The sequence below is a fragment of the Microcoleus sp. MON1_C1 genome (assembly GCF_036701945.1).
Taxonomy (GTDB): domain Bacteria; phylum Cyanobacteriota; class Cyanobacteriia; order Cyanobacteriales; family Microcoleaceae; genus Microcoleus.
Map to the genome: position 1 here is coordinate 1 of NZ_JAUBRO010000008.1, position 12446 is coordinate 12446.

The following is a 12446-nucleotide window of genomic DNA, read 5'->3' on the forward strand; positions in this document are numbered from 1 at the left end:
CCCCATACCATCCCCAGCTCGCTTGTTAAACCCCCAGGTGCCTCATATATTTGCCCCCTCACTCCCCCTCGACAATACCTCTATGCCTGGAACGTTATTTACACCACAGATCCTATCTGTATAGATAGGATCTGTGGTGTTTTTGCTAATTAAGTTTTAAGTTGCTATACCTGTTAAAGTAATTCCGATCGCCCTCACAACGATTTGATACTATGTGGGACCAAATTGCCGCGCACATCTGTGAAGCAACCGGAGAAACATTTTCGATAGACAACCGCCGTTCAGTCAGCGGCGGCTGCATCAATCAAGGCTATGCTATCAGCAGCAGTTCCCGCACTTACTTCGCGAAAATCAATCAAGCTTCCCAAGTTGCGATGTTTGAAGCTGAGGCCCTGGGTTTGCAGCAAATGCTGACAACCCAGACGATTCGAGTACCTGAGCCGATTTGCTGGGGAATTGAGGGGAATTCAGCTTATATTGTGTTGGAATGGTTGGATTTGGGAGGACGCGGGGGCGAGAGAGCTTGGGAAGAAATGGGGGGCAAACTCGCCGAAATGCACAAATATACCCCCCCCAGCCCCCCCTCGCTAAGAGGGAGAGAAGAGTCTAATCCTCCCCTTTTGAGGGACTGTTTTGGTTGGGATATTAATAATACGATCGGCTCAACTGTGCAAATTAATAATTGGACGGCAAATTGGGCAGAATTTTGGGCCGAACATCGGATTGGTTATCAGTTAAAATTGGCGAGGCGTCGGGGTGGTCATTTTCCGCAAGGGGAACGTTTATTAGAGGTAATTCCTGAGTTGTTAGCAGGTTATGAACCGCAACCTTCGCTGGTTCACGGGGATTTGTGGGGGGGGAATGCAGGGCTAACATCTGCGGGGGAACCGGTAATTTTTGACCCGGCTGCGTATTTTGGAGATAGAGAAGTTGATATCGCGATGACGGAGTTATTTGGCGGGTTTTCGGCGCATTTTTATCGGGGATATAATCAGGTTTTGCCGTTGGATGGAGGCTACGAGCGGCGGAAAACTTTATATAATCTCTATCACATTTTGAATCATTTTAATTTGTTTGGCGGGAGTTACGAGTCCCAGGCGAATCAGATGATTAATCGAATTTTGGGTTAAAATTTACGTAGTAGCTGGATTCGATTAAGTCAAAAATGAAGTCTTGGCACTGTGGCATCGGTCGAGGGCGAAGCAAAGCGTGCATTCGTCTCTATCCGAGGGTCGGAGTTTAACACTCGTCCGAAGACGACTTAAGCTTTGAGGCAGGGGTTTAAACCCCTGCCGGACTGAAGGCTTCACCTAGTTGTTGAGACCAGTGGGTCTATTTTTGCTTAGCAGCCGCTTTTTTCTTTGCTTCTTTTTCCGCTTTTTTAGCGGCTTTTTCAGCTTCGAGTTTTGCTAACTGGGCCAGCTCTTTTTCTTCAGCTATTTTATCGAGATAGTAGTGGTAATCTCCCAAATAAGGGCGAAATTCTCCATCCCGAATCTCGACAATTTTGTTAGCGACTTGGGAGATGAAATACCGATCGTGCGAAACGATAATTACCGTACCGTCATAATTCTGAATCGCTTCTTCCATCATCTCTTTCGCCGGAATGTCGAGGTGATTTGTCGGCTCGTCCAAAATTAGCAAATTCACGGGAGTCAACAGCATCTTTGCTAAAGCCAGACGGGCTTTTTCTCCGCCGCTCAAAGCGCCGACTTGTTTGAATACTGTTTCGCCGGTAAACAAGAACCGCCCCAACAAAGTCCGAACTTCTTCATTTTTCCAGTCGGGTACTTCGTCGTGAATGGTTTCGATCACGCTTTTATTCAAATCTAAGGCTTCTGCCTGATTCTGTTCAAAGTAACCGGGGATGACGTTGTGGCCTCCCAATTTGACTGTACCTTCAGAAGGCTTTTCTAAACCCATAATCAGTCGCAGCAGGGTTGATTTGCCCGCGCCGTTGGGGCCGAGAAAGGCTATGCGATCGCCCCTTTCAATTAATAAGTCTGCTCCCAAAAATAGGATTTTTTCGCCGTAGGTGTGCACCAAATCTTCAATTATTGCTACTTCGCGACCGCTGCGGGGTGCGGGGGGAAAGCGGAAATGCAAAGTTTTTAATCCGCCGGTGGGCGCTTCGATGCGTTCGATTTTGTCTAACTGTTTCTCGCGGCTTTTGGCTTGGGTGCTGCGAGTGGCGCTGGCGCGGAATTTTTCTACGAATGCTTGCTGTTTTTCGAGTTCTTTTTGCTGGCTTTCGTAAGCGCTGAGTTGGGCTTCTCTGGCTTCTGCTTTTTGCAGCAGGTAGGAGGAGTAGTTGCCGAGGTAGGTGCTGGAAACGCCGCGTTCTGTTTCGACGATTTGGGTGCAGAGCCGATCGAGAAATTCCCGGTCATGGGATACGATTACCATCGGGGTTATCAGCCCTTTCAGGTAAACTTCCAGCCATTCGATGGTTTCTAAGTCGAGGTGGTTGGTAGGTTCGTCTAACAGCAGGATGTCGGGTCTTTGCAGGAGAATTTTGCCCAAACTCATCCGCATTTGCCAGCCGCCGCTGAAGGCGCTGACTAATCGATCGCCGTCTTCGGGTTCAAATCCGATTTCGGGCAGAATTTTCTCGATTTGGGCTTCTAAACCGTAGCCGTTTAAGCCTTCAAATTGCCGTTGCAGCCGATCCATTTTGTGGATCAGTTCGTCAAGATTTTCTGGGGTGGAGGCTTCCAAGTCTCGATGCACTTGCATCAGGGATTCGTGCACTTCGTTGGCTTCGCTGAAGGCGCGCCAAAATTCTTCTCTGACGGTGCGAGTCGGATCTACTTCAAATTCTTGGGAGAGGTAGGCGATGTGGAGGCTGGCGGGGCGAATGACTTCGCCTGCGGTGGGTTCGATTTCGCCGGCGATGATTTTGAGTTGGGTGGATTTGCCGGCACCGTTAACGCCTACTAAGCCGATGCGATCGCCTGGCTTGACTTCCCAGGTGACATCTTTGAGTACGACGCCTGTGGGGTAAATTTTACTGATGTGTTCGAGTCGCAGCATTGTTGTGGGGACTGGGGAAGGGCAGGTTTAGCGGCGGATGGGATGCCGGCGCTGAGGTCGAGTTAATCTTAACAAATTTTAATTATATTTAGGGTATTGCCAGATTTTGATTTGGTAGGAGTTACGCGAAGAAACGGGGTTTCTCTGAAAAATCGCAGATTCTCAGCTAGAGATATACGAAGAAACCCGGTTTCTGGCCTCGATATGGGTTCAGGACTATTTGGGTGGGGCGATCGGGCGATCGTGTGGTTTCAGATTGAATTTCTCGAATAATGGTTGAGACTTCTGCACATTATAATAGTGAGTGTCAACCTCGATAGCAAAAGAGAGCGATCGTGCCAGCAAGTGACATTTATCATCAAGTTGTCAAACAGGCTCTGATTAAGGCTGGCTGGACAATTACCCACGATCCGTATCCCTTGGCTTGGGCGAAGAGAAACCTATCGATATTGGTGCCGAACAGCTATTAGCTGCTGAGAACAACGATCGCAAGATAGCCGTTGAAGTTAAAAGTTTTATCAGAGAGTCTAGAATTGCAGATTTAGACCAAGCTTTGGGTCAATATACTCTTTACTATGACATCTTAAAACGGACCGAATCAGAAAGACAACTGTATCTTGCAATTCCACTAAATGCTTTTACAGAGCTTGTTGAAGGAGAAAATTTGGGTCAGATATTGCTAGATAATAACCGCCTCAATTTGGTTATTATTAACCAAAAAATAGAGTAAATAGTACAATGGAGAGCTTAAATAATTATCGCAAACTTGTTAAGCAGCTCCTTACTGAATACGCTGAGATTCCAGTTTTTGACAGTGGAACCAAAAATGAAATAATTTTTGATTGGGAAAATGACCGTTATATGTTAATAAATATAGGTTGGTTTAATGAGCAGCGCATTCACCATTGCGTGATTCATATTGATATTATTGACGGTCAGGTGTGGATTCAAGCAAATAATACCGATCGCCTGATTGCTGAGGAGTTAGTTGCAGCGGGAGTTCCTGCCGAATCAATTGTTTTGGGACTTCAACCGCCTGATGTTAGACCTTATACTGCTTATGGAGTGCCTACTAGGGAGCAGCAGCGAGAATCTTTGAAAGTATAATGGAGTGGAAGCGATTTGAGTCGGAGGGCGATTCCCTACGGGATAGCTTCGCTTCACGGACTTCAAAAACCTTTAAAGCAGGCGATCGGAGAAGGTTGTAGAAAGGTGGGGGTGATGAGGTGCTAGCTTTTAGGAGTGAAAGGGCGATCGTCACTCAATTTCATGTTTTCTACAAGTGTGTCAATAAGTTTATGTGACCAGAGTTTTGACTACAGAGCAATACCGCAACTTGAAAGCCTATTCAAGAGATGTACTAAGTCGTAACAACCAAACAGCGGTTGAGTTTCAAATGACCCAACATCGCCCCTAGCTCCTTCCTGCCAATAATTCGCCGTGGGAAGATGTCCATGTGGAGCCTGCATTGAAAAAGTAAGATCGTTATAGGTTTTTAAACCAAGAGTCATTCTACCAGCACTGTCCTTACTGTCAGGAGTGTACCATCCTATCCGTCGCTCAAAGCTCTTTCTTAAGTCCTTCCTTTTCTGACCTTCCTCATAGGAGGAGTTGAATTTACATATAAACGATATTGCATCCTCTCCTATTTCTGACATAATTCGATTTTGTATACTAAATCCAAAGCGACCATTGCTATATTTAAGCCAAAGTCGATCGATAGTACAAAGGTCAGCGCAAGGGAAGTACATCAAATGTAGGAAATCTAAACAGTCCGTCCTCGGGTCAAGGTGCGTCCATTCTCCATCCCGGACTTTTTTCTCTGCTGTTAGATATCCTACGGCGAGCATCAGCCGTCCTGTTTCTTTGTCAGCTTCTTTCCATTTGCCCTCTGCTAGTAGGTCACGAAGGTGTGTGTAGTTATAGTGAATAGACACGCTGCTGTCAAGTGATATTACTTCAAGATTTGAATAATCTACTTGATTAGTGTAATTCTGGCTTGATGCTTTACTAGCTTGAGTCCTACTTGATGCCTTACTAGCTTGATTACTGCTTGATGCTTGTGACACCACGAAGTAGGCAACTACAGCCAGCACAATTAAAATTAAAATCCACATTGATACTTTCCTTGATTAGGTAATCAGGGGAATTGCCACTCAATCCCCTGATGGTTGTGTCTACTGGTAAAAATTAATCAAAATTGCTTTATCCGCCATAATTACCGCTACCATAGCCTGTTTCTTTAGCTATCTCTAGCATAGTCGATTGACTTGATTTTACTTTTTTTAGTTCCCTTTCTACTCTCTCTCTTTCTGCCGGATCTGCTATTCCGATTTGCTCTTCAAATTGAGCTATTATTGTCGAGTTGGGAATATCAGAAACCTGTGAAGGAGATAAAATTCCTTGAGCCAAAGCCAAAGTAGCCATAATATTCCGAATTGTGTCGGCAAGGTTGTATGGTAAACTCACTTTTTTCAACTCCTATGCGTTGGTAATTTGTACAAATGAATTTGATTCATCTGCTGGTACTTAAACATCGCCAACACGATTAACAGTCAGGTAAAGACTGCAATTCATCGAACAAGGCATCCAAGTATTCACTAGAATCTGCCTGTTCCACTCCCCATATACCAGGAGCTATCTTCTCCTCGAAAATATGCTTATTCTCAATCTTAGTTTGAACGTACCATTGACCATTCTTTGTATAAAAGTGATCGTGCATGATTCCAGGATTATCTGGCTCAAGACCTAGCTTGTCATCAGATTCTAAAATGTTCCTTTCTCCCCTGATGGTTGCCAATTTATAATATAGACGGTTTTGTCTGTGATATTTTGGTCCATCCCAATCAGTATATGCCATGACAATTTCTTTCGTTAGTATTGCTAATGGAAATGTGTAAACATAATTTATAGTAAAGCTTCATCTTTAACTTGACCAGTGATAAAAAGTGACAAAAAGTGAGAAATAGTAGCAACATCTTAGAAATTGTGCTAAAATCTACCCACAGCAATTTGCGCGCACGGGCAAAGTGTCATAAACCAGGCCAGCACAAATTGAACTCGGACACTACCTTTAAGAGGATTTAACCCATGACTGTGGATGAAGCTCTCGCCATTGTCGAAACAGTCCTAGATGACGACGAACAGTTAAACGACGTGCAAGAGCTAATCTTCAAACAGTCCTGGGAAGGCAGACAGTCTTATGAGGAAATTGCTAAACTTTCTAAATATGATGATGAATATATTAAAGCGGCTGGCTATAAACTCTGGAAGTTACTCTCAGAAGCTTTTGACGAAAAAGTAAAAAAAAATAATATTAAAGCAGTTATAAAACGATACTTGCGGCGACATCAAGTGACTTTACATCGAACTCAAGTAATTGGAGTTAATCTCAGCGGTGCTAACTTAAGCGGAGCAAAACTATCATTCGCCAACTTAAGTGAATCAGATTCATCAGCAGATTTACATGGTGCAATTCTATCTGATTATCATACAGCATCAGATGAAATTATTAAGGCTGAAGACGCACATAACGAGGGAATTTTGTCGAGCATAAAAGAACGGATTTATCACTGGAATGATTGGCGCTTTCACAGCCAAGAACAAGTAAAAATAGCCGAAGCCCTCGATCGCACAAACACCCTCTTTTTCCCCAACTCCAAAGCCCGCCTCACCACACCCTCCGGCCGACAAAACCAAGAACCAGATTTTCTCATATTCCACCAAGGCCAATGGGGTATTCTCGAAATATGGCATCCCGACACAGAAAAAGATGAAACGCGCGATCGGCTGTTTGCATCTCACGGTATCAGCATCATCCAGTATTGCGACGCCCAAAGGTGCTGCGAAGATGCCGATCGCATTGTCCAAGAGTTTTTAGATTTATTGAGTCACGGATAGGGCGAGTGGTTTTCTGATAAGGGCGATCGTATAGGGGCCGAGAAACCGGGTTTTTTACGAAAAGACGCGTTGTCACCGACAGATTAGGTAAAAACCCGGTTTCTTTGTGGGAGTGCGTAAGTCTATAAGGGCGATCGTACTCCATAACAAAGTAGATTTTGACTTGACAAAATACTCGATTTGTGATAATAGAGTGGGGGGAATTTTTTAAGGGCGATCGGGCAAACACCGCTCAGCTATATTTCCCTGAAGACTCAGCAGCATTAGCCAGCCGCTCCACGCCCGCTCGGACAATTACCGCCAAATCTGCGATCGGCATACATTGAATTTTTTTAAGCATATCGTTCGTATCCATCGGTTCCCGCATCGGCTTCCCGTCGAGATGACTTATGAGTTCTTCTAGCGTGAAACCAGCTCTAATCGCAATCTGAGTCAAATTTTCCGTATCCGGGATACTCTGGCCTTTTTCCCACAACTGTACAGCAGTCGATGACACACCCAAAAGCTTGCCAAAAGCTCGCTGGCTGAGGTCGCCACGCGCTAACTTAACAATCTCGATCAGTTTTCTCTTACCTTCAGCATCCACAATCGCAGTGACCACTTAACCACATTTAACAAGTTTACTTCTCAATTTATGAATTTTCCACTTGTTATTGACAATAAAACTTCTCGCTGCTACTCTTAAAAGTATACCAATCAGTAACAACTATGATTTTAATAGCACCTTAAATAGCTCTACATCAACTCTACTTACCCAGAAGACTCAGCAGCAGCAGCGAGCCTATCCATCACAGCTCTACCAATCACTGCCAACTCACTAATCGGCATACATTGAATTTTTTTAAGCAGATCGTTAGTATCTACGGGTTCCTGCACCGGCTTGCCTTCAATATGAGCCATGAGCTCTTCCATCGTAAAGCCTGCTCTTGTCGCAATCTGAGTCAAATTTTTCGTATCTGGAAGTACCTGCCCCTTTTCCCAATACAAGACAGAAGCCGCAGAAACCCCCAACAGCTTGCCAAAAGCAGTCAGACTCATCGAGCCCCGCGCTAATTTAACCACCTCACTCAGTTTTTTCTTAGCTTCTGCGTCCACGATATCAGCCACGAGATAACCACAATTCCTAGTTTACTTGTGTACCAACAAATTTACCTGTCTTGCTTGACAGGAGAAGATTTAGCAGATAGTATTTTAATTACATTGAAAACTTTAATTTTAATTAAAACAGATTTAGGAGAAATAGCAATGACCAAGAGACGCAATCTAAAAACTCACAAGCCCAGCCACACACGCCAAAGCCTTACAGCCTCCGGTTGGCTAAAACCCCAGTGCTGGCAAATCTCCAAAAAAGAAGCAGCCGAAGCCCTGAGAATGCCCGTCAACCGCATAGTGCAAGTTTACCCCAAACAACATCAGGTAATAGTCGTTTACTTGAACAAAAAAGGACAAAAATGCAGTTCTTTTTTCAGCTACAGACTATTTGCCAGATGGCAACAAGAGGCGATCGCAGCAATTGCCAGTTGTAGACACCAGCAAATCCTAGCACCCCTAGAAGTCATTGTACAATACGACCTCGAACATTTCAAATATCCAGTGGCGATCGCCGATGCAATTTGGGAAGCCCTACTCAACCATATCTCCCGCGTAACAAGGGAACTGAGGCTGAGCAAACAATGCGCCTAGCCCCCCATCACTCCATCAATTAGTAGAAGCAGCCAACTCAGCCAAACGTTCCTGCTGATCCTGGGAAATGCAAGTTTGAATAATCCCCTCAATATCCCCTTCCAAAACACTATTGAGCGAGAAATTTTCCCCCAAACGGTGGTCGGTAGCCCGATTGTCCTTATAGTTGTAAGTGCGAATCTTCTCCGATCGCGAACCAGTACCAACCTGAGCCAAACGCCGCGACTTCACCTCATCCTGCTGCTCCCGCAACTTCATCTCATAGAGCTTAGCCCGCAAAATCTGCATCGCCCGCTCCTTATTCTGCAACTGACTGCGCTCCTCAGTACAGAAAATCCGAATTCCCGTCGGCTTGTGAAACAAATCCGCAGCGGTTTCCACCTTGTTCACGTTTTGACCGCCAGCGCCGCCCGATCGAGCCGTACTCATCTCAATATCCTTTGGATCGATGTGAATCTCCACATCATCAACCTCCGGCATCACAGCTATTGTCGCCGTCGAAGTATGCACCCGGCCGCCAGCTTCAGTCACAGGCACCCGCTGCACCCGGTGTACCCCAGCCTCAAATTTCAGCTTGCTGTAAACGCTGTCGCCTGTAATTTCCAGAATTACCTCTTTAAAGCCACCCATTTCCGCCAGCGACTCGCTCACCAACTTCACCTGCCAGCCTTGAGTTTGAGCGTAACGGGTATACAGCCGCAGCAAATCTCCAGCCCAAATACTGGCCTCATCTCCGCCAGTACCCGCCCGAATTTCCAGCATAATATTCTTGTCATCGTTCGGGTCGCGGGGGAGCAGCAAAACCTTCAAACGACTTTCCAAATTCTCCAGCTTCGCCTCAAGTTCCTGAACTTCCAGCGCAGCCATTTCTTGCATATCTCGATCGCCCGCGGCTTCCTTGAGAACCTGTCGCGCGCCCACCAAATCTTCCTGAGTGGTTTTCCACAGAGCAAAAGTATCGACCACTTCCTCCAAGGACGATCGAGCTTTCGCTACCCGTTGAAACTCTTGATTGTCCCTAGCTACATCCGGGTCAGCCATGCGGCGAGTCAACTCATTAAAAGTTTGCTCTACCGACTTCAATTTATCCAGCAAATAAGATTCAGCCATTGTCAGTTGTCCTTTGTCAATCGATTTTAGATTTTAGATTTTAGATTTTAGATTTTAGATTTGAAGAACAGTTGGAATAGAATCTCGATCGAACTCTACTGCCAGCCGTAGCAAGTCTTCAATCTAAACTCTCCCATCCGAGGGCGGATCGATTTTAGATTTTAGATTTTAGATTTTAGAACTCCTTAGCAGTTAGGATAGAATGTCGATCGAACTCTAGTCGATCGAACTCTACTGCCAGCCGTAGCAAGTCTTCAATCTAAAATCTAAAATCCGAGGGCGGTAAGTTGCCAGTAGAAAGAACTACTCTCAACAAACTGCGGACAAATGACAATCCGGCTACTTCTTCTTTTTGCCTTTACCAGCAGCCTTAGAAGCATCTGCTTTCGGCTCTTCCATTTTCAGCGGTCCTGAGGAAGCATCTGCCTTCGGCATTTCTACCTCCGTCATGCCGTATTTCCGCATAAAGCGCTCCACACGACCTTCAGTATCAATAATCTTCTGAGTGCCAGTATAAAAAGGATGATTTCCCGACCAGACATCAACTTGAAGCTTTGGTCTAGTTGAACCCACAGTCATCACAAGTTCCCCGTTGCAATAAACCTGAGATTCGGGATACCACTCAGGGTGAATGCCATCTTTTGCCATTGTTTTTTACTCTCTAATTTTTGACTTTACAACCATTTTAGCTGCTGCAGGACTTGTACACCAACAACAGCACCAATTTTGCCTTATATCTGTTGGAACCAGGAATCAGGAATCGGAAATAAACTTCAAAAAAAGGCAGATAAAATCTGGGTAGATAATTTTTGCCTTTTCTTTCTTCTTCCTTCTTCCCTCGATTACCGCTTCGAGTATTGAGGAGCCTTGCGAGCTTTCCGCAAACCGTACTTTTTCCGTTCTTTGGCCCGCGGGTCGCGAGTCAAATAGCCCTCAGTCTTCAGAGGCTTGCGGTTGTCCGGGTCTAATTGACAAAGTGCTCTAGCGACACCCAAGCGAATCGAGTCAGCCTGACCTGTCAAGCCACCGCCTTCGACTTTTACCAAAATGTCATACTCATTTTCCAGACCCAAAGTTTCCAGAGGGGCCTTAGCGAGAGCCAAATAAGTAGGGTTGAATTGCAGGTACAAATCCCCCTCTTTACCATTGACTGTCAGTATGCCAGTGCCGGGAACCAAGCGCACCCGCGCTACGGAACGCTTGCGGCGGCCGGTACCCCAGTACACAGCGCGACCGGATGTATCTGTTGCTTGCATTACTCATTTCCTCCCGGAATCGTGTGAACAATTAATTCTTCTGGTTTTTGAGCTTGGTGCGGGTGGTTGGGGCCAGCGTACACCTTCAGTTTAGTAAACAATTGTCTGCCCAGAGAAGTGTGAGGCAGCATTCCCCGTATAGCTTCTTCGACAATTCTTTCTGGCAAACGTGCTTGCAATTTGGCAAAAGTTTCTGTTTTCATGCCGCCCGGTCTTCCAGAATGGCGGCGGTAGATTTTCTGGGTGCGTTTTTTGCCAGTAACAGCGATTTTGTCAGCATTGATGACTATTACGAAGTCGCCGGTATCCATAGAAGGAGTGTAAGTCGGTTTGTGTTTCCCCCGGAGGTACATGGCAACTTCAGTTGCCAGACGGCCCAGCCGCTGGTCGGCGGCATCGACCACGTACCACTTGTGCTCTAGGGAGTCTTGAGTAGGGACGTAAGTTTTGTTCATTGTTTGTTGTTAGTTGTCTATTAACTGTTAACTGTTGTTAGTTGTCAGTTGTCAGTTGTCAGTTGTCAGTTTTTAATTGTTAGTTGTCCTTAGTTTTTTATTAGTAGTTACCTAATGACTAATGACTAATGACTAATGACTAATGACTAATGACTAATTTGGGCTGAGTGTCGTACCAGACATCTGGGGGAAAGGGAAATTCTGAATAGCCAACCCGCAGCAGGCACAAACCTTGAGCGGGAGCGGCATATTTTACCATTTCTCGGCGTTCGTTGACCCAGATATCTGTGAAATTGTCGATCGGCCTTTCCCCGCGACCCACCTGCACCAGCAACCCCACCAGCAGCCGCATCATCCCGTACAGAAACCCGCTCGCCTGAACCTCAATATAGATAAGAGACCCAGAACGCTGACACTCGGCCGCTTGCACGTCCACCCAGGAATGGGGGCGGGCAGAACCCGCACGGTGGAAAGCAGCCAGGTGATGCCGCCCGATTAGCGGTGTCAAAGCTGTCTGAATCAAAGATTCATCCACAGGGGCGTGATAGCAGTGCCAAGCAAAAGGACGCACAAACAAATTAGGGGTCGGGTCTGTATAAAGGGTGTAGCGATAGCGCCGCCAACTGGCTGAGAACCGAGCGTGCCAGGTAGGTTCCACCTTTGCCGAAGCTCGAATTAAAATATCTTTTGCCAGTCGAGAGTTGAGAACGCTTGCCCAGCGGTGAGCTGGAATTGGACCCTGGGCGTCAAAATGGGCTACTTGAGCAGCGGCGTGAACTCCCGCATCCGTTCTCCCGGCAGCGTGCAGCGTTACCGGGCGTTCCAGAACAGTCGATATTGCTGTTTCAATTTCTTCTTGTACTGTACGCTGGTTCGGCTGTCGCTGCCAACCGTGAAAGTTAGTGCCGAGGTATTGGATCACCAGAGCAACGCGCTGTATCGATTGGGGATTTTCGATTGGGGATTTTGGATTGTCAGTCATAAATCACAAATCTCCAACCCAAAATTG

Annotated in this window: 15 protein-coding genes and 1 pseudogene; 5 read left to right on the top strand and 11 right to left on the bottom strand. The window is 45.9% G+C overall.

Going from position 1 to position 12446, the window contains the following annotated elements; genetic code table 11:
* Window positions 1-212 precede the first annotated feature (212 nt).
* On the top strand, window positions 213-1130 hold the full coding sequence (locus tag QUA62_RS06195; protein WP_333403066.1) for a fructosamine kinase family protein: 918 nt from the start codon (window positions 213-215) through the stop codon (window positions 1128-1130).
* Between the two features lie 202 nt (window positions 1131-1332).
* Here QUA62_RS06195 and QUA62_RS06200 read toward each other — a convergent pair whose 3' ends face one another.
* Window positions 1333-3033 carry an ABC-F family ATP-binding cassette domain-containing protein gene (locus QUA62_RS06200; RefSeq protein ID WP_333403068.1) on the bottom strand — a complete coding sequence of 567 codons (1701 nt, stop codon included), beginning with the start codon at window positions 3031-3033 and terminating at the stop codon, window positions 1333-1335.
* 335 nt (window positions 3034-3368) lie between these two features.
* Between QUA62_RS06200 and QUA62_RS06205 the strand changes: the two are divergent.
* Together QUA62_RS06205 and QUA62_RS06210 are read left to right on the top strand one after the other, a co-directional pair.
* A pseudogene (locus tag QUA62_RS06205) lies at window positions 3369-3763 on the top strand (element excision factor XisH family protein).
* 8 nt (window positions 3764-3771) lie between these two features.
* Entirely contained in the window at window positions 3772-4140 is a 369-nt protein-coding gene (locus QUA62_RS06210) for a XisI protein (RefSeq protein ID WP_333403070.1), read from the top strand.
* Between the two features lie 209 nt (window positions 4141-4349).
* On the opposite strand, the gene QUA62_RS06215 is transcribed toward QUA62_RS06210, so the two are convergent.
* From QUA62_RS06215 to QUA62_RS06225, 3 genes are all read right to left on the bottom strand, one after another.
* Window positions 4350-5150: a GUN4 domain-containing protein gene (locus QUA62_RS06215; RefSeq protein WP_333403072.1), complete on the bottom strand. Its 801-nt coding sequence runs from the start codon at window positions 5148-5150 to the stop codon at window positions 4350-4352.
* A gap of 88 nt (window positions 5151-5238) precedes the next feature.
* Complete coding sequence (locus QUA62_RS06220) at window positions 5239-5502, bottom strand: hypothetical protein (RefSeq protein WP_333403074.1); 264 nt, start codon at window positions 5500-5502, stop codon at window positions 5239-5241.
* 79 nt (window positions 5503-5581) lie between these two features.
* On the bottom strand, window positions 5582-5893 hold the full coding sequence (locus QUA62_RS06225) for a hypothetical protein (protein ID WP_333403076.1): 312 nt from the start codon (window positions 5891-5893) through the stop codon (window positions 5582-5584).
* Window positions 5894-6123: 230 nt separating this feature from the next.
* On the opposite strand from QUA62_RS06225, the gene QUA62_RS06230 reads away from it, so the two are divergent.
* Complete coding sequence (locus QUA62_RS06230) at window positions 6124-6933, top strand: pentapeptide repeat-containing protein (protein ID WP_333403078.1); 810 nt, start codon at window positions 6124-6126, stop codon at window positions 6931-6933.
* A gap of 232 nt (window positions 6934-7165) precedes the next feature.
* Here QUA62_RS06230 and QUA62_RS06235 read toward each other — a convergent pair whose 3' ends face one another.
* Both QUA62_RS06235 and QUA62_RS06240 read right to left on the bottom strand, forming a co-directional pair.
* Window positions 7166-7534 carry a helix-turn-helix transcriptional regulator gene (locus QUA62_RS06235; RefSeq protein WP_333403081.1) on the bottom strand — a complete coding sequence of 123 codons (369 nt, stop codon included), beginning with the start codon at window positions 7532-7534 and terminating at the stop codon, window positions 7166-7168.
* 149 nt (window positions 7535-7683) lie between these two features.
* Window positions 7684-8040 carry a helix-turn-helix domain-containing protein gene (locus QUA62_RS06240; protein WP_333403083.1) on the bottom strand — a complete coding sequence of 119 codons (357 nt, stop codon included), beginning with the start codon at window positions 8038-8040 and terminating at the stop codon, window positions 7684-7686.
* Between the two features lie 27 nt (window positions 8041-8067).
* Here QUA62_RS06240 and QUA62_RS06245 point away from each other — a divergent pair, with 27 nt between their 5' ends.
* Window positions 8068-8616: a hypothetical protein gene (locus QUA62_RS06245; protein ID WP_333403085.1), complete on the top strand. Its 549-nt coding sequence runs from the start codon at window positions 8068-8070 to the stop codon at window positions 8614-8616.
* Between the two features lie 15 nt (window positions 8617-8631).
* Here the strand turns inward: QUA62_RS06245 and prfA are convergent, their stop codons facing one another.
* The 5 genes from prfA to truA all read right to left on the bottom strand — a co-directional run bounded on the left by prfA (window position 8632) and on the right by truA (window position 12419).
* A complete protein-coding gene (gene prfA / locus QUA62_RS06250) occupies window positions 8632-9726 on the bottom strand; it encodes a peptide chain release factor 1 (protein WP_333403086.1) in 1095 nt (364 codons plus the stop codon).
* Between the two features lie 339 nt (window positions 9727-10065).
* The gene (gene rpmE / locus QUA62_RS06255; protein WP_006634974.1) at window positions 10066-10374 is read right to left on the bottom strand and encodes a 50S ribosomal protein L31; all 309 of its coding nucleotides are present in this window, start codon (window positions 10372-10374) and stop codon (window positions 10066-10068) included.
* A 194-nt stretch (window positions 10375-10568) separates the two neighbouring features.
* Complete coding sequence (rpsI, locus tag QUA62_RS06260; RefSeq protein ID WP_006634975.1) at window positions 10569-10982, bottom strand: 30S ribosomal protein S9; 414 nt, start codon at window positions 10980-10982, stop codon at window positions 10569-10571.
* A complete protein-coding gene (gene rplM, locus QUA62_RS06265; protein ID WP_015178725.1) occupies window positions 10982-11437 on the bottom strand; it encodes a 50S ribosomal protein L13 in 456 nt (151 codons plus the stop codon). The genes rpsI and rplM overlap by 1 nt, the downstream gene beginning before the upstream one ends.
* A 139-nt stretch (window positions 11438-11576) precedes the next feature.
* Window positions 11577-12419, bottom strand: coding sequence for a tRNA pseudouridine(38-40) synthase TruA (gene truA, locus QUA62_RS06270; protein ID WP_333403088.1), 843 nt, complete (start codon window positions 12417-12419; stop codon window positions 11577-11579).
* Between the last annotated feature and the right edge of the window lie 27 nt (window positions 12420-12446).

What these genes read in the sequence shown, in the direction of transcription:
- QUA62_RS06195 (WP_333403066.1), top strand. Translation starts at nt 213, where the DNA reads ATGTGGGACCAAATTGCCGCGCACATCTGTGAAGCAACCGGAGAAACA.
- QUA62_RS06200 (WP_333403068.1), bottom strand. Translation starts at nt 3,033, where the DNA reads ATGCTGCGACTCGAACACATCAGTAAAATTTACCCCACAGGCGTCGTA.
- QUA62_RS06210 (WP_333403070.1), top strand. Translation starts at nt 3,772, where the DNA reads ATGGAGAGCTTAAATAATTATCGCAAACTTGTTAAGCAGCTCCTTACT.
- QUA62_RS06215 (WP_333403072.1), bottom strand. Translation starts at nt 5,150, where the DNA reads ATGTGGATTTTAATTTTAATTGTGCTGGCTGTAGTTGCCTACTTCGTG.
- QUA62_RS06225 (WP_333403076.1), bottom strand. Translation starts at nt 5,893, where the DNA reads ATGGCATATACTGATTGGGATGGACCAAAATATCACAGACAAAACCGT.
- QUA62_RS06230 (WP_333403078.1), top strand. Translation starts at nt 6,124, where the DNA reads ATGACTGTGGATGAAGCTCTCGCCATTGTCGAAACAGTCCTAGATGAC.
- prfA (WP_333403086.1), bottom strand. Translation starts at nt 9,726, where the DNA reads ATGGCTGAATCTTATTTGCTGGATAAATTGAAGTCGGTAGAGCAAACT.
- rpmE (WP_006634974.1), bottom strand. Translation starts at nt 10,374, where the DNA reads ATGGCAAAAGATGGCATTCACCCTGAGTGGTATCCCGAATCTCAGGTT.
- rpsI (WP_006634975.1), bottom strand. Translation starts at nt 10,982, where the DNA reads ATGCAAGCAACAGATACATCCGGTCGCGCTGTGTACTGGGGTACCGGC.
- rplM (WP_015178725.1), bottom strand. Translation starts at nt 11,437, where the DNA reads ATGAACAAAACTTACGTCCCTACTCAAGACTCCCTAGAGCACAAGTGG.
- truA (WP_333403088.1), bottom strand. Translation starts at nt 12,419, where the DNA reads ATGACTGACAATCCAAAATCCCCAATCGAAAATCCCCAATCGATACAG.